At 69.1% G+C, this 18,516-nt stretch carries 16 protein-coding genes and 1 pseudogene; 2 read left to right on the top strand and 15 right to left on the bottom strand.

Annotation, left to right across the window (positions count from 1 at the left end):
* Positions 1 to 24: 24 nt before the first annotated feature.
* From pssA to ccrA, 7 genes are all read right to left on the bottom strand, one after another.
* Positions 25 to 840, bottom strand: coding sequence for a CDP-diacylglycerol--serine O-phosphatidyltransferase (gene pssA / locus ADK36_RS13910; RefSeq protein WP_048579467.1), 816 nt, complete (start codon positions 838 to 840; stop codon positions 25 to 27).
* Between the two features lie 22 nt (positions 841 to 862).
* Positions 863 to 1,519: a phosphatidylserine decarboxylase gene (locus tag ADK36_RS13905; RefSeq protein ID WP_048579466.1), complete on the bottom strand. Its 657-nt coding sequence runs from the start codon at positions 1,517 to 1,519 to the stop codon at positions 863 to 865.
* 170 nt (positions 1,520 to 1,689) lie between these two features.
* Positions 1,690 to 2,895 carry an acyl-CoA dehydrogenase family protein gene (locus ADK36_RS13900; protein WP_048579465.1) on the bottom strand — a complete coding sequence of 402 codons (1,206 nt, stop codon included), beginning with the start codon at positions 2,893 to 2,895 and terminating at the stop codon, positions 1,690 to 1,692.
* Between the two features lie 2 nt (positions 2,896 to 2,897).
* Positions 2,898 to 3,410 (bottom strand): MaoC family dehydratase, encoded by a 513-nt coding sequence (locus ADK36_RS13895; protein ID WP_030948303.1) that lies wholly within the window; start codon positions 3,408 to 3,410, stop codon positions 2,898 to 2,900.
* A 5-nt stretch (positions 3,411 to 3,415) separates the two neighbouring features.
* Positions 3,416 to 4,378 (bottom strand): HpcH/HpaI aldolase/citrate lyase family protein, encoded by a 963-nt coding sequence (locus ADK36_RS13890; RefSeq protein WP_048579464.1) that lies wholly within the window; start codon positions 4,376 to 4,378, stop codon positions 3,416 to 3,418.
* Complete coding sequence (locus ADK36_RS13885) at positions 4,375 to 6,423, bottom strand: protein meaA (RefSeq protein ID WP_048579463.1); 2,049 nt, start codon at positions 6,421 to 6,423, stop codon at positions 4,375 to 4,377. Before ADK36_RS13885 ends, ADK36_RS13890 begins: the two co-directional genes overlap by 4 nt.
* 31 nt (positions 6,424 to 6,454) lie before the next feature.
* Positions 6,455 to 7,798 (bottom strand): crotonyl-CoA carboxylase/reductase, encoded by a 1,344-nt coding sequence (ccrA, locus tag ADK36_RS13880; RefSeq protein WP_048579462.1) that lies wholly within the window; start codon positions 7,796 to 7,798, stop codon positions 6,455 to 6,457.
* Positions 7,799 to 8,539: 741 nt separating this feature from the next.
* On the opposite strand from ccrA, the gene ADK36_RS13875 reads away from it, so the two are divergent.
* Positions 8,540 to 8,767 carry a hypothetical protein gene (locus ADK36_RS13875; protein ID WP_048579461.1) on the top strand — a complete coding sequence of 76 codons (228 nt, stop codon included), beginning with the start codon at positions 8,540 to 8,542 and terminating at the stop codon, positions 8,765 to 8,767.
* Positions 8,768 to 8,916: 149 nt separating this feature from the next.
* On the opposite strand, the gene ADK36_RS13870 is transcribed toward ADK36_RS13875, so the two are convergent.
* The 3 genes from ADK36_RS13870 to ADK36_RS13860 all read right to left on the bottom strand — a co-directional run bounded on the left by ADK36_RS13870 (position 8,917) and on the right by ADK36_RS13860 (position 12,103).
* A complete protein-coding gene (locus ADK36_RS13870) occupies positions 8,917 to 9,135 on the bottom strand; it encodes a hypothetical protein (protein ID WP_048579460.1) in 219 nt (72 codons plus the stop codon).
* Between the two features lie 129 nt (positions 9,136 to 9,264).
* On the bottom strand, positions 9,265 to 10,077 hold the full coding sequence (locus ADK36_RS13865) for a TetR family transcriptional regulator (RefSeq protein WP_048579626.1): 813 nt from the start codon (positions 10,075 to 10,077) through the stop codon (positions 9,265 to 9,267).
* 208 nt (positions 10,078 to 10,285) lie between these two features.
* On the bottom strand, positions 10,286 to 12,103 hold the full coding sequence (locus ADK36_RS13860; protein ID WP_048579459.1) for a 3-hydroxyacyl-CoA dehydrogenase family protein: 1,818 nt from the start codon (positions 12,101 to 12,103) through the stop codon (positions 10,286 to 10,288).
* Positions 12,104 to 12,514: 411 nt separating this feature from the next.
* Between ADK36_RS13860 and ADK36_RS13855 the strand changes: the two genes are divergently transcribed.
* Positions 12,515 to 13,090 (top strand): adenylosuccinate lyase, encoded by a 576-nt coding sequence (locus ADK36_RS13855; protein WP_048579458.1) that lies wholly within the window; start codon positions 12,515 to 12,517, stop codon positions 13,088 to 13,090.
* Here ADK36_RS13855 and ADK36_RS13850 read toward each other — a convergent pair.
* The 5 genes and pseudogenes from ADK36_RS13850 to ADK36_RS48840 all read right to left on the bottom strand — a co-directional run bounded on the left by ADK36_RS13850 (position 13,081) and on the right by ADK36_RS48840 (position 18,361).
* Positions 13,081 to 13,620 carry a GNAT family N-acetyltransferase gene (locus tag ADK36_RS13850; protein ID WP_048579457.1) on the bottom strand — a complete coding sequence of 180 codons (540 nt, stop codon included), beginning with the start codon at positions 13,618 to 13,620 and terminating at the stop codon, positions 13,081 to 13,083. The genes ADK36_RS13855 and ADK36_RS13850 overlap by 10 nt on opposite strands.
* 41 nt (positions 13,621 to 13,661) lie before the next feature.
* A complete protein-coding gene (locus ADK36_RS13845) occupies positions 13,662 to 14,060 on the bottom strand; it encodes a RidA family protein (RefSeq protein WP_048579456.1) in 399 nt (132 codons plus the stop codon).
* 87 nt (positions 14,061 to 14,147) lie between these two features.
* Positions 14,148 to 15,728, bottom strand: coding sequence for an alpha/beta hydrolase (locus tag ADK36_RS13840; protein WP_048579455.1), 1,581 nt, complete (start codon positions 15,726 to 15,728; stop codon positions 14,148 to 14,150).
* A 155-nt stretch (positions 15,729 to 15,883) separates the two neighbouring features.
* Positions 15,884 to 16,861 (bottom strand): annotated as a pseudogene (locus ADK36_RS13835) (Rv2578c family radical SAM protein); the annotation flags it as partial.
* A gap of 1,074 nt (positions 16,862 to 17,935) precedes the next feature.
* Positions 17,936 to 18,361, bottom strand: coding sequence for a hypothetical protein (locus ADK36_RS48840; protein WP_159391148.1), 426 nt, complete (start codon positions 18,359 to 18,361; stop codon positions 17,936 to 17,938).
* Positions 18,362 to 18,516 lie beyond the last annotated feature (155 nt).

Raw genomic sequence — 18,516 nt, 5'->3', positions numbered from 1 at the left:
TCCGGGGCCCCACTCAGCGGAGCGCTACGGCAGCTGCGCCGCCCGCGCCTCACGCCGGTTGTCACGGAAGTTGTTCACCCGGCGAGCCGTGGCGAACAGCGGAATGACCGCGCCCATCACCAGCTGCAACGCGCAGCCGGTCTGGAGGAGAAGCTGGCCGCTGGGGGCATCGAAGGCCCAGGCCGCCAGCAGACCCATCGACACGACGATCCAGGACAGCATCGCCACCGCGAGGCGCCCCCGCGGCTTCGGGTACTCGACCCGGCTCACCATCAGCCAGGCCGTACCCAGGATCGCCAGCAGCGTCGCCACGAAGGGCAGCTCCAGCAGGACGATCGAGACGACCGTCAGCGCCCCGAAGGGGGACGGCATGCCCTGGAACATGCCGTTCGGCACCGTCACACACGAGAACCGGGCGAGTCTCAGCACCACCGCCAGCAGAACGACGATCGCGCCGACCGCCGCCACCCGCTCGTGCGCGTCGTTGGCGACCATGCCGTAGACCAGGACGAAGTACGCCGGGGCCAGGCCGAAGCTGATCAGGTCCGAGAGGTTGTCCAGCTCCGCGCCCATGGGGGAGGAGCGCAGCTTCCTCGCCACCAGGCCGTCGAACAGGTCGAAGACCGCCGCGCACAGCATCAGGATGACCGCCGTGGCCGCGCTGTTGCGGGCCATGCCCAAATCGTCACCCGAGAGGTGCGGGATCAGGATGCCGGTGGTGGTGAAGTACACCGCCATGAAGCCGCAGGTCGCGTTGCCGAGGGTCAGGGTGTCCGCTATCGACAGGCGGAGAGAAAGAGGCATCTCCTCCTCTTCGTCCACGTCGTCGGCCTCGGGCACCCAGCCCGGCTGTGTCTCAGGATCAATCACGGTCAATGCGAGTCACCCCAGCCACGGTCTTCTGCCCGACCTCGACCGCGACCTCCACGCCCTCGGGCAGGTAGATGTCGACACGCGAGCCGAAGCGGATCAGACCGATACGGTCGCCCTGCTCGACCTTCGTGCCCTGCGGGATGTAGGGGACGATGCGACGGGCCACCGCGCCGGCGATCTGGATCATCTCGATGTCACCGAGTTCGGTGTCGAAATGCCAGACTACGCGCTCGTTGTTCTCGCTCTCCTTGTTGAACGCCGGAACGAACCCGCCCGGGATGTGCTCCACGGAGGTGACCGTGCCGGAGAGCGGCGCACGGTTGACGTGGACGTTGAGCGGGCTCATGAAGATCGCGACGCGGGTGCGGCCGTCCTTCCACGGCATGATGCTCTGCACCACACCGTCGGCGGGCGAGATGACCCGGCCCTGGGCGATCTCGCGCTCGGGGTCGCGGAAGAACCACAGCATGCCCGCCGCGAGCGCGGTGGCGGGCACGGCCACGGCCTTCGCTACGCCGGAGCGGCGTGCGCGGGCCAGGCTGAGGGCTGCGGTGGCGACGGTCGGGAGAAGCCACGGCGATGCTCCGCGCGCGAGGCGTACGCCGGCCCGGCTGTCGCGTGGTGCAGAGGTTTGGCTGTGGGGCATGGATGACCTTCGTAGCGGATGATGCCGCGCTTCGACGGGGGACGGCGGCTTTCCCGGGATGGTACCGGTCGCGGGCCACAACTGGGCAAGCCAGGAAGTCGAGTCGGCGGCCGAAGAGTGTTGACGGGGTGTGATCTTCTTCTCGAAGAAAGCACCCCGAACCCGGACATCTAGCCCTGGAACCGATACTCTTCGAGCAGTCTGCGACCAATGATCATTTTCTGGATCTCGGCGGTACCTTCACCGATAAGCAGCATCGGAGCCTCACGGTAGAGGCGCTCGATCTCGTACTCCTTGGAGAAGCCGTAGCCGCCGTGGATCCGGAAGGCGTCCTCGACGACCTCCTTGCAGTATTCGGAGGCGAGGTACTTCGCCATCCCTGCTTCGAGGTCGTTTCGCTCCCCGGAGTCCTTTTTGCGTGCTGCGTTCACCATCATCGCATGCGCCGCCTCGACCTTGGTAGCCATCTCGGCCAGCTTGAACTGGATGGCCTGGTGCTGAGCGATCGGCTTGCCGAAAGTGTGACGCTGCTGGGCGTACTGGACGCCGAGCTCGAACGCACGCTGAGCGACACCACAGCCACGGGCCGCCACATTCACGCGCCCGACCTCGACGCCGTCCATCATTTGGTAAAAACCTCGGCCGGTGACGCCGCCGAGCACCCGATTGGCCGGAATACGCAGGCCGTCCATGATGAGCTCGGTCGTGTCGACGCCCTTGTAGCCCATCTTGTCGATCTTGCCGGGGATGGTGAGGCCGGGGCGGACCTCTCCGAAGCCGGGCTCCTTCTCGACGAGGAAGGTCGTCATCGACTTGTGGGGCGCGGTGCCCTCGGGGTGTCCTTCGTCACTTCGGACGAGTACGGCGACGAGAGACGACGTTCCGCCGTTCGTCAGCCACATCTTCTGGCCGTTCAGGACGTACTCCTCGCCGTCCTTCACCGCCTTCGACGTGATCGCCGACACATCGGAGCCCAGGCCCGGCTCCGACATCGAGAAGGCGCCGCGGATGTCGCCGGCGGCCATCCTCGGCAGGAAGTGCTCCTTCTGCTCCTGCGTGCCGTGCTGCTTGAGCATGTACGCCACGATGAAGTGCGTGTTGATGATGCCGGAGACCGACATCCAGCCGCGGGCGATCTCCTCGACGCAGAGGGCGTACGTCAGGAGCGACTCGCCCAGACCGCCGTACTCCTCGGGGATCATCAGGCCGAAGAGGCCCAACTCCTTGAGGCCGTCGACGATCTGCTGCGGGTACTCGTCGCGGTGCTCCAGCTCGGTCGCGACCGGGATGATCTCCTTGTCCACGAAGTCGCGGACGGTGGAGAGGATCTCCTGCTGAATGTCGGTCAGACCGGCGGTCTGGGCGAGTCGCGCCATGGCTACTTCTCCTGCTCCTTGAGCTCGGGGCGGCCCGGCTGCTCGCCGCCGCGCTCCTTGATGTACGTCTCGGTCGGCACCATCACCTTGCGGCGGAACACGCACACGAGCGTGCCGTCCTGCTTGTAGCCCTTGGTCTCGACGTAGACGATGCCGCGGTCGTTCTTCGACTTCGACGGCCACTTGTCCAGCACGGTCGTCTGGCCGTAGATCGTGTCGCCGTGGAAGGTCGGCGCCACGTGCTTGAGCGACTCGATCTCCAGGTTGGCGATCGCCTTGCCGGAGATGTCCGGGACCGACATGCCGAGCAGGAGGGAGTAGATGTAGTTGCCCACGACGACGTTCTTGCCGAAGTCCGTCGTCTTCTCCGCATAGTTCGTGTCCATGTGGAGCGGGTGGTGGTTCATGGTGAGGAGACAGAACAGGTGGTCGTCGTACTCCGTGACCGTCTTGCCCGGCCAGTGCTTGTACGTCGCCCCGACCTCGAACTCCTCGTAGGTGCGTCCGAACTGCATCGCGCTCAGGCCTCCGGGATCTCGAACTTGCTGGTGCGCTGCATACCGGCGGCGCGGCCCTTGCCGGAGATGACCAGCGCCATCTTGCGGCTGGCCTCGTCGATCATCTCGTCGCCGAGCATCGCGGAGCCCTTCTTGCCGCCGGCCTCGGACGTGTAGTAGTCGTACGCGTCCAGGATCAGCTCGGCGTGGTCGTAGTCCTCCTGCGAGGGCGAGAAGATCTCGTTGGACGCCTCGACCTGGCCCGGGTGCAGCACCCACTTGCCGTCGAAGCCGAGCGCGGCGGCGCGCTGGGCGACCTCGCGGTAGCCGTCGATGTTGCGGATCTGGAGGTAGGGGCCGTCGATCGCCTGGAGGTTGTTGGCGCGGGCGGCCATCAGGATCTTCATCAGGATGTAGTGGTAGGCGTCCGCCGGGTAGCCGGGCGGCTGCTCGCCCACGACCAGCGACTTCATGTTGATGGACGCCATGAAGTCGGCCGGGCCGAAGATGATCGTCTCGACGCGCTGCGAGGCCGTCGCGATCTCGTTGACGTTGTTCAGGCCCTGCGCGTTCTCGATCTGCGCCTCGATGCCGATCTTGCCGACCTCGAAGCCCATCGTCTTCTCGATCTGGGTCAGCAGGAGGTCGAGGGCGACGACCTGCTGGGCCGTCTGCACCTTCGGCAGCATGATGCAGTCGAGGTTCTGGCCGGCTCCCTCGACGACCGTGACGACGTCGCGGTACGTCCACTCGGTCGTCCAGTCGTTGACGCGCACGACCCTCGTCTTGCCCGTCCAGTCACCCTCGTTGAGGAACTTGACGATGGTGTGCCGCGCCTCGGGCTTGGCGAGCGGCGCGCACGCGTCCTCCAGGTCGAGGAAGACCTGGTCCGCCGGGAGGCCCTGAGCCTTCTCCAGGAAGCGGGGGTTCGAGCCCGGTACCGCCAGGCAGGAACGCCGGGGGCGAAGGCGGTTGACCGTGGTCATGCGGGGACCTCCAGGGGGTCGAGCTTGTTCGCTTTCCGGATCTCGTCGACGATGCGGCCGATGATTCCGGTGATGTCGAAGTCCTTCGGGGTGAAGACGGCGGCCACTCCGGCGGCCCGGAGCTGCTCGGCGTCACCATTCGGGATGATGCCACCGGCGATCACGGGTATATCTGTGGCACCGGCCACACGGAGCCGTTCCAGGACGTCCGGCACGAGCTGGGCGTGCGATCCGGAGAGGATCGACAGGCCGACCGCGTGCACGTCCTCCGCGAGGGCCGCGTCCACGATCTGCTCGGGCGTCAGCCGGATGCCCTGGTAGACCACCTCGAACCCGGCGTCGCGTGCCCGCACGGCGATCTGCTCGGCGCCGTTGGAGTGCCCGTCCAGGCCCGGCTTGCCGACCAGGAAGCGCAGCTTGCCGACGCCCATGTCCTTCGCGGTCAGGTCGACCTTGCGGCGGACCAGCGACAGGGCCGAGCCCTCCTCGGCGGGGATCGCCACCGGCGCCGACGACACGCCGGTCGGCGCCCGGAACTCGCCGAACACCTCGCGCAGGGCCCCGGCCCACTCGCCGGTCGTGACACCGGCGCGGGCGCACTCCAGGGTGGCCTCCATGAGGTTGGCGGTGCCCTTCGCGGCCTCCTTCAGCCTCTCCAGCGCCTTGCACGGGCGCGGGTGGTTGAAGGGCGGCTGGTACCGGGTGTCGCGCCAGTGCTGGAGCCCGGCGATCACCCGGGCCTCGACGGCCGGGTCCACCGTCTGGATCGCCGTGTCCAGATCGGCGGTCAACGGGTTCGGCTCGGTGCCCTCGAAGGCGTTGACACCGATGATCTTCTCCTGGCCGGACTCGATCCGGCCCCGGCGCTCGGCATGCGAGGCGACCAGCTGGGACTTGAGGTAGCCGGACTCGACGGCGGCCATCGCGCCGCCCATCTCCTGGATGCGGTCGATCTCGGCGAGCGAGGACTCGACCAGCTCGTCCACCTTCGCCTCGATCACCTTCGAGCCCTCGAAGATGTCCTCGTACTCCAGCAGATCGCTCTCGTACGCCAGTACCTGCTGGATCCGCAGCGACCACTGCTGGTCCCAGGGCCGGGGCAGGCCCAGTGCCTCGTTCCAGGCGGGCAGCTGCACGGCACGCGCGCGTGCGTCCTTGGACAGGGTCACGGCCAGCATCTCCAGCACGATCCGCTGGACGTTGTTCTCCGGCTGCGCCTCGGTCAGACCGAGGGAGTTGACCTGGACGCCGTACCGGAAGCGGCGCTGCTTGGGGTTCTCGATGCCGTAGCGCTCGCGCGTGACCTGGTCCCAGATCCGCCCGAACGCCCGCATCTTGCACATCTCCTCGATGAAGCGGACGCCCGCGTTCACGAAGAAGGAGATACGGGCCACGACGTCCCCGAACTTCTCGGCGGGGACCTGCCCTGAGTCGCGTACGGCATCGAGAACCGCGATCGCGGTGGACATCGCGTACGCGATCTCCTGGACCGGCGTGGCGCCCGCCTCCTGCAGGTGGTAGCTGCAGATGTTGATCGGGTTCCACTTCGGGATGTGGGAGACCGTGTACGCGATCATGTCCGTCGTCAGGCGGAGGCTCGGACCCGGCGGGAAGACGTGCGTCCCGCGGGACAGGTACTCCTTGACGATGTCGTTCTGGGTCGTGCCCTGGAGCTTGGTGATGTCCGCGCCCTGCTCCTCCGCGACGACCTGATAGAGCGCCAGCAGCCACATGGCGGTGGCGTTGATCGTCATCGAGGTGTTCATCTGCTCCAGGGGGATGTCCTGGAACAGCCGGCGCATGTCACCGAGGTGCGCGACCGGCACGCCGACCCGGCCGACCTCGCCGCGGGCGAGGATGTGGTCGGAGTCGTAGCCGGTCTGCGTCGGCAGGTCGAACGCGACCGACAGGCCGGTCTGCCCCTTGGCGAGGTTGCGCCGGTACAGCTCGTTGGACGCCTCGGCCGTGGAGTGACCGGCGTACGTGCGCATGAGCCACGGCCGGTCCTTCTCCCGCGCACCTTCGGCGGGCTGACGCTCAGTCATCTATGACCTCGGGTGTCTCAGATGGTGCGGATCAGATGTTGCGGAAGCGGTTGATGCCGTCGATGTGCTTGGCGCGCATCTCCTCGTCGCGCACGCCGAGACCCTCCTCGGGGGCCAGGCACAGGACGCCGACCTTGCCCTGGTGGAGGTTGCGGTGCACGTCGTAGGCGGCCTGGCCGGTCTCCTCCAGGGAGTAGACCTTCGACAGGGTGGGGTGGATCTTGCCCTTCGCGATGAGCCGGTTGGCCTCCCAGGCCTCGCGGTAGTTGGCGAAGTGCGAGCCGATGATCCGCTTCAACGACATCCACAGGTAGCGGTTGTCGTACTCGTGGTTGTAGCCCGAGGTCGAGGCGCAGGTGACGATGGTGCCGCCCTTGCGCGTGACGTAGACCGAGGCACCGAAGGTCTCGCGGCCGGGGTGCTCGAAGACGATGTCGACGTCCTCGCCGCCGGTGAGCTCGCGGATGCGCTTGCCGAAGCGCTTCCACTCCTTCGGGTCCTGGGTGTTCTCGTCCTTCCAGAACTTGTAGCCCTCGGCGTTGCGGTCGATGATCGCCTCCGCGCCCATCGCCCGGCAGATGTCCGCCTTCTGCTCGCTGGAGACGACACAGATCGGGTTGGCGCCACCGGCCAGCGCGAACTGGGTCGCGTACGAGCCGAGTCCGCCGCTCGCGCCCCAGATCAGGACGTTGTCGCCCTGCTTCATGCCGGCGCCGTTGCGGGAGACCAGCTGGCGGTACGCCGTGGAGTTCACGAGCCCGGGGGCCGCGGCCTCCTCCCAGCTCAGGTGGCCCGGCTTGGGCATCAGCTGGTTGGACTTGACCAGGGCGATCTCGGCGAGGCCGCCGAAGTTGGTCTCGAAGCCCCAGATGCGCTGCTCGGGGTCGAGCATGGTGTCGTTGTGGCCGTCGCTGGACTCCAGCTCGACGGACAGACAGTGCGCGACGACCTCGTCACCGGGCTTCCAGGAGTTGACGCCCGGGCCGGTGCGCAGGACCACGCCCGCGAGGTCGGAGCCGATGATGTGGTACGGCAGGTCGTGGCGCTTGGTGAGCTCGCTGAGCTTGCCATAGCGCTCCAGGAACCCGAAGGTCGACAGGGGCTCGAAGATCGAGGTCCAGACCGAGTTGTAGTTGACCGAGGAGGCCATGACGGCCACCAGGGCCTCGCCCGGCCCGAGTTCCGGCACCGGAACGTCGTCCAGGTGGATCGACTTGCGCGGGTCCTTGTCGCGGGTCTGCAGGCCCGCGAACATCTCCGTCTCGTCCTTGTGCACGGTGATCGCGCGGTACGACTCGGGGAGCGGCAGAGCGGCGAAGTCGGCCGGCGTCGATTCCGGCGACTGGATCGCGTCCAGAATGTCCTTCACGGTCACGGTGTTGCCTCCGGCGGTACGCACCCTGAGGGAGGGGTGCTGAGGGTTACGTCGGTGCTGCTGAGGGTTTTGGTGGTTGCCGTCGGTTCGGCGGGTGGTGCTGTTCGGCAGCGCTTTGTGGCGCGGGAGGTTGCCTGTGACGCAGGCGCCGGGCGCGCAGACCCCGGGAAGGGTTTGCGGGGACAGCCGACGTACGAAAGGTCTCTGCACGCCGGCCGCCCGGACTCCTTCAACGTATGGCACGGCGTGTCATCCGGCAAGGCACCGAGTGCCAGAAGTTGCTCTCAGATGAAATCTTTACGTAACAAATGAGCGATGATCGATCAAAGTTACCGACGAGTAGGTTCAAATCGGGTGCTATCGGTCGCCCGGTGGTAGCCCATCAGGATCAACCCGGTGCCGAGCAGCGCGCTGCTGCACTTCCTCGCCGCCCTGGGGCTGCGCAGCACGGCCCGCCACCACGGCGCCGGTGCCCACGGCGCTGGCCGAGACGGGGCCGGCGCTGAGGCCCGCCGCGCGGGCCGGGTTCCTGGTGGAGCGCCAGTGGGCCGTGGGTCCGGGGCAGTTCGTGGCCACGCTGGCCGAGCGGCTGCGGCGCGGACCGCGTCGAGGTCCGTACGACGGCCGGGACCTATCGGGCGGACGTGGTGGTGATCGCCGCAGGCGTCCGGTCCCGGCAGGTGTCCGCCTTGCTGGGCGTACGGATCGAGGTGGCCGCCGGGGAAGGGCTACAGCGTCGCTGTGCCGGCCGAGTCACTGCCGAGGCGGCTGGTCCACCTGGGCTCGGCGAAGGCGGTGCTGGCGCCGCTGGGCAAGGGCGTGCGGGCCGCCGGGGCGATGGAGGTGGACCGGGGCCGGGACCGCTTCCGGCAGGGCCATGTGGAGGCGCTGGCGGCGGCCGCGTGGCCGTATCCGCCGGGGGCTGACTGGGAGCGGTGGGCGCAGGAGTGGATGGGTCGCGCCCGATGACCCCGGACGGGATGTCCCTGATCGGCCCGGTACCGGGCCGCCCTCGCGTCCTGCTCGCCACGGCCACAACATGCCCGGCTTGGTGCTCGCCCCGGGCCGGTCGGTCCGGCACGGGGGGCTGGGGCTGGCCAGGGACCTCCGCAACCCGCCTAGGCGCCCAGGCCGAGCAGCGCTATCTGCAGGGGGAGCGCCGGCTCCTCGGGGAGGGCGCGCGGCTCCTCGCCGCGGCCCGTGTGCGTGGGCGGGACGGTGCGCAGGCCCTTTATGCCGTCGCCGGCCCACTTCGCTTCCGTCGCGGGGAGGGACAGGGTCATGCGCCGCCCGTCGGCCAGCGTGGCCTCGAGCTTGGTCGGGTCGTTCGTCTGCATGGCAACCCACTTCCGTCGCACACCGTGAAGATCGTGCTTCGACATGGAGGACGGACGGGCCGGGGAAATGGTTCCCGTGGCGGAGCCCACCAGGAGGCCAAGTCCTCGCCTCCACACCCTGGTGACGCTTTACGCCCGCTCCTTCAGCGCCTGCTCGATGGTCCGCATCACCTCGTCGAGCGGCGCGTCCGTCCTGGCCACGGTCACCAGCACCTCACCCTGCGCGGCCACGGAGGCCGGCGCCGTACGCGGCGCGGTGTCCCGGCCCGCGCCGATGCCCGTCCCGAACGTCCTCCGCACGATCGCGAAGGCATGGTCGAGCTGCGCCTCCACATCGCCCTGCCCGCCCGCCCGCAGCCAGCGCCGCAGGACGTGGTTGTGGGCCGTGACCACGGCGGACGCGGCGACCTCCGCCAGCAGCGGGTCGTCGTTGGCGTCGTCGTCGTGGGCGTGCTCGTCGAAGTGGCCGAGGAGGTAGCGGGTGAAGAGGCGTTCGTAGCGGGCCACCGACGCGATCTCGGCCTCGCGCAGGGTGGGCACCTCGCGCGTGAGCTTGTAGCGGGCGACCGAGATCTCCGGCCGGGCCGCGTACATCCGCATGACTTCCTTGATGCCGCGGCACACCGTGTCGAGCGGGTGCTCATGGGCGGGGGCGGCGTTCAGTACCGCCTCGGCGCGGATCAGGGTGTCGTCGTGGTCCGGGAAGATCGCCTCTTCCTTGGAGCGGAAGTGGCGGAAGAAGGTGCGGCGGGCGACCCCGGCCGCGGCCGCGATCTCGTCGACGGTGGTCGCCTCGTACCCCTTGGTCGCGAACAGCTCCATCGCCGCGGCCGCCAGTTCGCGGCGCATCTTGAGCCGTTGGGCGGCCGCGCGACTGCCGGCGGCACTTTCCGGCGCGTCGGACGTGGCTGGTGTACGTGAGGACTTGGCGGGCTGGGACATGACCCGAACGTACTGCATGTGCGCAGCTTGATGCGCATGCACGGGGTTTCCCCCGCCCTGGACGGGCGAGGGAGCGCCGGGTCGGGCGGGCGGCGGCGAGCCGCTTCGGTCGGCTGGCGGAGAGCTGCGCGGGGCGGGCGGGGGCGGGCTGCCGGGATCCAGCAGCCCGCCCCACTCCTGACCCGCTCCGAACCAGTCCCCGGGCCGCTCAGCGCCGGGCATATTCGCGGAAGCCACGGCCGGTCTTGCGGCCGAGGCAGCCCGCGGCCACCAGGTGCTCCAGGAGCGGCGCCGGGGCGAGGCCCGGGTCGCGGAACTCGCGGTGCAGGACCTTCTCGATCGCCAGGGAGACATCGAGCCCGACGACGTCCAGCAGCTCGAACGGGCCCATCGGGTAGCCGCCACCCAGCTTCATCGCGGCGTCGATGTCGTCGAGCGTCGCGTAGTGCTCCTGCACCATCTTGATCGCGTTGTTCAGGTACGGGAACAGCAGCGCGTTCACGATGAACCCGGCACGGTCGCCGCAGTCAACGGCGTGCTTCCGGATCCGCCCGCAGACCTCGCGGACCGTGGAGTGGACGTCGTCGGCCGTGAGCACCGTACGGACGACCTCGACCAGCTTCATCGCCGGCGCCGGGTTGAAGAAGTGCATGCCGATCACGTCCTGCGGACGCGAGGTGGCACGGGCGCAGGCGACGACGGGCAATGACGAGGTGGTGGTGGCCAGCACCGCGCCCGGCTTGCAGACCTTGTCCAGCGTCGCGAACAGCTGCCGCTTGATCTCCAGGTCCTCGGCGACGGCCTCGACGGCCAGATCGACGTCGGCGAACGCGTCGTACGAACCCGCCGCGGTGATCAGGTCCAGAGTCTGCGCGGCGGCCTCGGCGGTCATCCGCCCCTTGTCGACAGAGCGGGAAAGCGACTTGCCGATACGGGCCTTCGCGGCCTGCGCCTTCTCCTCGCTGCGGGCGGCGAGCACGACCTCGTACCCGGCCTTGGCGAAGACCTCCGCGATCCCGGACGCCATGGTGCCGGAGCCGGCGACACCGACGGAGCGGACCGTCCGGCCGGGGGTCAGAGCGGCGCCGTCCAGCGGCGTCAGCGCGTCCCGCACGACGGTGGCGCTGCCCGGCGCCTCGTACGTGTAGAAGCCACGGCCCGACTTACGGCCCGTCAGACCCGCCTCGCTGAGCTGCTTGAGGATCGGGGCGGGGGCGTGCAGCCGGTCGCGGGACTCGGCGTACATGGCCTCCAGAACCCGGCGCGCGGTGTCGATGCCGATCAGGTCGAGCAGGGCCAGCGGCCCCATCGGCAGCCCGCAGCCGAGCCGCATCGCGGCGTCGATGTCCTCGCGGGAGGCGTACTTCGCCTCGTACATCGCGGCCGCCTGGTTGAGGTAGCCGAACAGCAGCCCGTCGGCGACGAACCCGGGCCGGTCGCCGACCGCGACGGGCTCCTTGCCGAGGTCGAGGGCGAGGTTGGTGACCGCGGTGACGGCCGTGGGCGCGGTCAGCACGGAGGAGACCACCTCGACCAGGCGCATCGCCGGTGCCGGGTTGAAGAAGTGCAGCCCGAGCACGCGCTCGGGGCGCGCCGAGTCGGCGGCCAGCCGCGTGACCGAGAGGGCGTTGGTACCGGTCGCCAGGATCGTCTCGGGGCGCACGATCCCGTCCAGCTCGCGGAAGATCTGCTGCTTGATCTCGTACGACTCCGGCGCCACCTCGATGACCAGGTCCGCGTCGGCCGCGGCCCGCAGGTCGGCGGAGGTGCGGACGCGGGCCAGGGCCTGCGCGCGCTCCTCCTCGGTCAGCCGGCCGCGCTCCACGGCACGGGCGGTCGAGGACTCCAGGGCGGCGACGGCCTTGGCGGCGGCGGCCTCGCTGATGTCGATGCCGATGACCTCGCGACCGGCCTTGGCCAGGATCTCGGCGATGCCGGTGCCCATGGTGCCGAGGCCGACGACGGCAACGGTCCTGAGCGGGGACAGAGGGGTGTCGGACGAGGGGTCGGACAGGGGAGTGGCCATCGCGGGACTCCAGGAATGAGGGTGACGACTGGAAACGCCCCCGGGTGCGCCGAGAAGGCGCACCGGGTGCGGAGAAAGGAGTGAGTGCGGGTGTTGCCGGGCTTCTGGCGCACACGCCCGGTGCCGCCGCCGAGCGCGTGCACACGCGCCGGGGAACGGCGGATCCGACCGGCCCTGTCCCGGAGCCGAGTCGTACTGCGGTACCTGATGTACCGAACCGACCAGCGCCCCCACCGCCTTGAAGGCGTGGGAGGTGCTCCCTTGCAGTGGCTGCGTCACCAGGCCGCTGCAAGTAAATCCACGAGTGGGTGACTCGCTCGTATGAGCTTAACCGGTGGGTAACGAGCGCGCCAGACCTCGTCTTTGTGATGTAGGTCCCGCCGAGCGGGCCGCTTGCATACGCTCGCCTTCATGGACGAAGAGTTGCGATCACTCACGGAGCGCTTACGGCAGGAGTCCGGGGCGTCGCCCGCGTACGACCACCTCGTGGCGACCGAGGACCTCGACGAACTGGCCGACGTGCTCACCGCGCCCGGACAGCCGCTGTGGGCGAGGGAGCTGGCCGCGTTCCGGCTGGGCATCGCCGGGGACCGCCGGGCCTTCGAGTCCCTCGTCCTGCTCCTGAACCACCGTGACCCGCAGCGCTGTGTCTCCGCCGCCCACGCCCTGGCCCGGCTCGGTGACCCGCGCACGGCCCGCGCGGCGGCCGCCCTCGCCACCAATGAACTCCGCGTCGCCTACGCCCTGCACCCGGTCCGGCTCCTGGTCGAGCTGCGCGCCCCCGAGGCGGTGCCCGCCCTGATCACCACCCTGCAACGCCGCCTGCATCCGCACGACCCGTACCGCCGCGTGGCCCTGGCCTGTGTGGAAGGCCTCGGCACCCTCGGCGACAAGAGGGCCAGACGCGTCCTGAACGAGGCCCTGGCCCACCCGGCGCTGGCAGAGGCGGCGGTTCAGGCGCTGGCGCGGATTCCGCGTCAGCGGTGAGCCGCCAGCTCCCGCACGTACCGCACCTCGGGCACCTGCACGCCGTCCACCTCGAAGGGCTCCTCGGCGCCGTCCGGGCGGAAGCCCGCCCGCTCGTAGAAGCGCCGGGCGCGGGTGTTGTCCTTGAGGACCCACAGGAGCATGCGGGGGCGTCCGGCGGCCGTGCACCGGCGTATCGACTCCTGGAGCAGGGCGTGGCCCGTGCCGGCGCCGTACCGTTCGGGGTCCACGTAGAGGGCGTACAACTCGGCGTCCTCCGTGTGCCCCTCGCCGCCGCGGTACGGGCCGTGGCAGGCCCAGCCGACGATCCCGCCGTCCTCCTCGGCGACCAGGTTCACCACCCTGCGGTCGGCCCCCGTGAAGTGGGCGCGGCGGCGATTGGCGTCCTGGGTCACGTCCATGGCGTCCAGGTACGACTGCGGCATGAGTCCCTGATAGGCGCTGCGCCAGCCGCCGACGCGGATCTCGGAGACGCGGCCGCAGTCGGCCAGGGTCATACGGCGGATTCCGATGCGGTCGTCGTCGTTCATGGCGGCACCCTAGAGGCCGCCCGCCCCGGCCGGCCTTCGATTTAGTCCGGCAGCACCGCGAACGCCTCGACCTCCATCAGGAACTCCGGCCGCACCAGCCCCGCGACCTGGACCGCCGACGCGGCAGGCAGCCGGTCGTCGGGTATGTGCTCGGCACGGGCCGCGCGGATGGCGGGCATGTGTGCCATGTCCGTGACGAAGTAGGTGAGTTTGACGACCTCGTCGAACGTCGCCCCGGCCGCCGCGAGGCAGCGCCTGAGGTTCTCGAAGACCTGGCGGGCCTGGACAGCCGGATCGCCCTCGCCGACGAGTCTGCCGTCCTCGTCCAGGGCGAGCTGGCCGGAGACGGCGACGAAACGGCCCGTACCGAGCACGACATGCGTGTACTGGGCGGCGGGGGCGACTCCGTCGGGGGCGGGAATCCTGGTCAGCTCACTCATGCGTCCATGGTGGACCACGGGTCTGACAACGCCCCCGACGGACCCTCGGGCGCGACCGGACGGTCGGCTGGTCAGGCGGTCACCCGCTCAGTGGCGGAAGCCGATCAGCCTGTGCAGTTCGGCGCCCGCTGCCGTGGCCGACGTCGCCTTGGAGCTCAGCGGCTTCGGGTCGGGCCGGGCCTCGCACACCGCGTCGACCACGCCGTCGCCGCGTGGCACCGTCCCGTCGGTCAGGTAGGCCGCGAGGTGCTTGTCCAGGCAGGAGTTGCCGCCCAGCGTGATGCCGTGGTTGCCGCCGCCCCGCTCGACCACCAGGCTGGAGCGGGCCAGCTGCCGGTGCACCGTGACGGCGCCCTGGTACGGGGTGGCCGCGTCGCCGGTCGCCTGGAACAGCAGCACGGGCGCGACCTTGCCGTTGATGACGCTCACCGAGGGGAGGGACTCGTTCGGCCAGAACGCACACGGCGCGTTGTACCAGGCGTTGTTCCAGGTCATGAACGGCGCCTTCGCGTACACCTCCCAGTTGTCCGCGCGCCACCGCTGCCAGTCCCGGGACCAGGCGGCGTCCCTGCACTGGACGGCGGCGTAGATGCTGTATCCGTTCTCGTCGGACGCGTCCGCGGCGCCGAACTTCTCGTAGACCTCGATCAGCGGGGCGGCGTCCTTGTCGTTCGCATACGCCGCGAACGCCTTGGCGAGATAGGGCCAGTAGCCGTTGAAGTAGCCGCCGGGCAGGAAGGTGTCCTCCAGCTCGGAGGGGCCCACCTTCCCGCCGGCCGGCGCGTTGGCCAGGGCTGCCCGCATCGCGTACCACTTGGCCTCGACCCGCGCGGGATCGGCGCCGAGCCGGTACGTCTTGTCGTACTTGGCGACCCACGCCAGGAACGCGCGGTGGCGGTCGTCGAAGGCGACGTCCTGTGCGAGGTTGGCCTCGTACCAGACGCCGGTGGGGTCGACGACCGAGTCCAGGGCCGCGCGTCGCACCCGCTGTGGGAAGAGCTTCGCGTAGACCGCGCCGAGGTAGGTGCCGTACGAGTAGCCGAAGTAGCTGATCTGCCTGGTGCCGAGAGCCGCGCGGATCCGGTCCATGTCCCGCACGGCGCTGATCGTGTTGATGTGCGGCAGCACGTCCGCGTACTTCTTTCCGCAGGACTGCGCGAAGGCCTTGGCGCGCTGGAGGTTGGCCCGCTCGATCGCTGGTGTGCGCGGCACGGAGTCCGGGCGCACCGGGGCGAAGTAGCCGGACTTGCAGTTGACGGCCGGTTTGCTCGCGCCGACCCCGCGCGGATCGAAGCCGATGACGTCGTACTGGGCCGCTACCGCCTTCGGCAGCGCGTAGGCGACGAATCCGGCGAGTGTGAGGCCGCTGCCGCCGGGGCCGCCGGGGTTGACCAGCAGCGGGCCCTGGTACTTCTTCGCGGTGTGCGGGACGCGGGACAGCGCGAGGGTGATCTGCCGTCCGCGCGGATCGGCGTGGTCGAGCGGCACCTCCAGGGACGCGCACTGGAGCGTCGGGTACTTCGTGGTGCCGCACTTCTTCCAGGTGAGGGGTGCGGCCTGAGCGGTGTCGGCGATGTGCGGGGCGCTCGCCCCGGCGGCGGGGACGGCCGGCACGGCCGCGGCCATGACGACGGCGGCACCGCACAGCATGGCTGCGCGTTTTCCCATGGGGTCCTCCCAGGACGGAGGGATGCGGACCGCGAGAGCCACGGTCCCGGCCGCATTCATCCCGGAACGGACGCCTGGAAGAACAGGTTCTGACGAGACTTGACCCTATTGGGCCGAGAGATGCGCTCCAATGCCCCCCAAGGCCCCCAATGCCCTCAGAGCAGGGAGAGCTGGGTCGGTTCCTGCTGCGTGTGCCCGGCGGGCTCCGGCGCCGGTTCGGGCTCGCGGATCCGCCGGGGCATGCCCGCGCGCGTGGGGCCGATGCCGTACTCCTGCGCCAGGTCGTGGACCTGACGGGTGATCCGGCGCTGGTACCACTTCGGCGCGTAGGCACCGTCCGCGTACAGCCGCTCGTAACGGCGCACCAGGTGCGGGTGCTCGCGGCCCAGCCAGGCCATGAACCACTCGCGCGCCCCGGGCCGCAGATGCAGCACCAGCGGCGTGACCGAGGTCGCCCCGGCGGCGGCGATCGCCCGCACGCTGGCCCGCAGTTGGGCCGGCTGGTCGCTCAGGAAGGGAATCACCGGTGCCATCAGCACCCCGCATCCGAGGCCGTGCTCGGTCAGGGTCCGTACGACGTCCAGGCGCCGCTCGGGGGCGGGCGTGCCCGGCTCCACGGTGCGCCACAGCTCGGGGTCGACGAAGCCGACCGAGACGGAGATGCCGACGTCGGTCACCTCGGCGGACTGCTTCAGCAGCTCCAGGTCGCGCAGGATCAGCGTGCCCTTCGTCAGGATCGAGTAGGGGTTGGCGTGATCGCGCAGGGCGGCGAGGATGCCCGGCATCAGGCGGTAGCGGCCCTCCGCCCGCTGGTAGCAGTCGACGTTCGTGCCCATCGCTATGTGCTCGCCCTGCCAGCGACGTGCGGAGAGCTGCCGGCGCAGCAGCTCCGGCGCGTTCACCTTGACCACGATCTGGGAGTCGAAGCCGAGGCCCGTGTCCAGGTCGAGATAGCTGTGGGTCTTGCGGGCGAAGCAGTACACGCACGCGTGCGAGCAGCCCCGATACGGGTTGACCGTCCACTCGAAGGGCATGCGCGAGGCGCCCGGCACCCGGTTGATGATCGAGCGGGCCCGGATCTCGTGGAACGTGATCCCGGCGAACTCGGGTGTGTCGGAAGTCCTGGCTAGGACGTATTACAGCTGGAGTCGTTAACCACAGCCTGACCTGGGCGGGCATGAAGAAGGCCCTGGACAAAAGGGGAGAGAGTCCAGGGCCTCCATGGTCCAATGTGCCCGGGTAGCGGCATAGATATATGCATGGCTACTGGTTCCTCACGTCTCTCTCACGCCCCGCTCACAGGCAACGGAAAGGCCCCGCCCACCTGGCGCGGTGAACGGGGCCTGTCTCGGGGTGGCGTTACTACTCCTCTCGTATCACTCGTGCGTGGTCGGTGAAGACCCGTCGAAACACGGTGTGCTCGGGGTGCCGTCCCGTGTGACCGAGGCACCAGAGCTGAACAGTGTCCTCGTCGCTGGGGGTGGACGACTCGCCACAGCCGGCCGTGGTGCAGTGGGCCTGACGCGTCGATTCAAGGTCGGGCGCGTGCCTGATGGTGTGCGGTACGTACTTTAGGACGGCCCTAGGCATGCGCCCGCCCCGACAGCTGTTGGTGCAAGAGCACCTGTTCTGCCACGACGCGGTGGAGCCCTCTCCACGTCTCGGCGTCCACGGTCTGTGTCAGCTGGTTCTCGTCGCCCCTCAGGCCATGGGACAGGTTGATGACGTCGGCGTCCCATGGCGCTGTGGCGTACCAGTGCGCCGGATCCGTCCGGGTCGGCTTGGAGCAGAAAGACGACCACCCAGGAGGCAGGGGCGTGGTTGCAGTGATCTCCGCTTGCCCCTGGCCCTGGGTGGGGTCAGAGTCAAGCGACCTTCTCAGCGCAGGAGCAGCGCTGTCCGCTTGGGTCATTTTGCTGTTGTCCTAACTGCGCGCTAGGTCCAGCCTGTTGCCAGACCAGTGTGACCAGGGTAACTACGGAGTCGACGCGCTGTCACCAGGTTCGTCAACCGTGTAAGTGGTATGTCCCACCGTCACGGAGTCGGCTCCTGCTGTCAGTTGGTCCGCCGCGTCGGCTGCCTGTTCGGACAGCCGGTCGTTGGCCCGCAGATACCAGCCCGTCGACATGTCGCGTAGTTGCTCTGCCAGTTGGTCCCGTGTACCGCGCTCGGTAATCGGAGGTAGGTCCATGCCCGGAGCGTACCCGTCATGCGACCATCGGAGGGCAGTCCTCCGGCAGGGGTGCCCGCCGGCTCATCAGTGACACAACGGGGGCAACACCCGTTGCATGCCTCTCGAACGGCTGTTCGGATTCGGTGTCCTGTAGGACCTTGAATCGGCGCGGGACCCACGGGTCACCGTGCGGCCGGTATGTGCCGTACACGGCATCGAACAGCCATTGATCACGACCGTAGACACGACCTGAACGTGTCCCGTACGCGGTGATGTTGAACCTGTCGCCGGAGTCGGCCATGCGCAACATGGTGGCAACCGTCGTGGAGTACGAACGGAGCACTCGCGGCAGTTCGGCAAGTTCGGCCAGGACCTCAACGGCAAGAGGCGTCTCCCCACGCCACTCGCCCCAGGTCCAGCCGTAGGACGTAACACACGGTATGAAGGCGCGCAACGTCACGGAGCAAGAGTTCACAAAAACCCCCCGGAATCGGCTCTTCCCCTTTCAACCAACTGTAAGGCATGCGACGCGTGGTGTGACCACTCTGTTACGGGCAAATGGAAGGTAAAAAGCCCTGGCCAAAGGGAAGGGCCCCCTAAGTTGGGGGCCCGGCC

Source organism: Streptomyces viridochromogenes (assembly GCF_001270495.1).
Taxonomy (GTDB): Bacteria; Actinomycetota; Actinomycetes; order Streptomycetales; family Streptomycetaceae; genus Streptomyces; species Streptomyces viridochromogenes_A.
The sequence above is the reverse complement of the archived record's forward strand: the minus strand, read 5'-3'. Positions and strand labels throughout refer to the sequence as shown.

Bases quoted from the DNA above. Each gene is read 5' to 3' on its own strand.
- ADK36_RS13845 (WP_048579456.1), bottom strand. From the start codon at position 14,060: ATGAGTGAGCTGACCAGGATTCCCGCCCCCGACGGAGTCGCCCCCGCC.
- ADK36_RS13870 (WP_048579460.1), bottom strand. From the start codon at position 9,135: ATGCAGACGAACGACCCGACCAAGCTCGAGGCCACGCTGGCCGACGGG.
- ADK36_RS13860 (WP_048579459.1), bottom strand. From the start codon at position 12,103: ATGGCCACTCCCCTGTCCGACCCCTCGTCCGACACCCCTCTGTCCCCG.
- ADK36_RS13890 (WP_048579464.1), bottom strand. From the start codon at position 4,378: ATGACCACGGTCAACCGCCTTCGCCCCCGGCGTTCCTGCCTGGCGGTA.
- ADK36_RS13895 (WP_030948303.1), bottom strand. From the start codon at position 3,410: ATGCAGTTCGGACGCACCTACGAGGAGTTCGAGGTCGGGGCGACGTAC.
- ADK36_RS13905 (WP_048579466.1), bottom strand. From the start codon at position 1,519: ATGCCCCACAGCCAAACCTCTGCACCACGCGACAGCCGGGCCGGCGTA.
- ADK36_RS13885 (WP_048579463.1), bottom strand. From the start codon at position 6,423: ATGACTGAGCGTCAGCCCGCCGAAGGTGCGCGGGAGAAGGACCGGCCG.
- ADK36_RS13865 (WP_048579626.1), bottom strand. From the start codon at position 10,077: ATGTCCCAGCCCGCCAAGTCCTCACGTACACCAGCCACGTCCGACGCG.
- ADK36_RS13900 (WP_048579465.1), bottom strand. From the start codon at position 2,895: ATGGCGCGACTCGCCCAGACCGCCGGTCTGACCGACATTCAGCAGGAG.
- ADK36_RS13855 (WP_048579458.1), top strand. From the start codon at position 12,515: ATGGACGAAGAGTTGCGATCACTCACGGAGCGCTTACGGCAGGAGTCC.
- ADK36_RS13840 (WP_048579455.1), bottom strand. From the start codon at position 15,728: ATGGGAAAACGCGCAGCCATGCTGTGCGGTGCCGCCGTCGTCATGGCC.
- ADK36_RS13850 (WP_048579457.1), bottom strand. From the start codon at position 13,620: ATGAACGACGACGACCGCATCGGAATCCGCCGTATGACCCTGGCCGAC.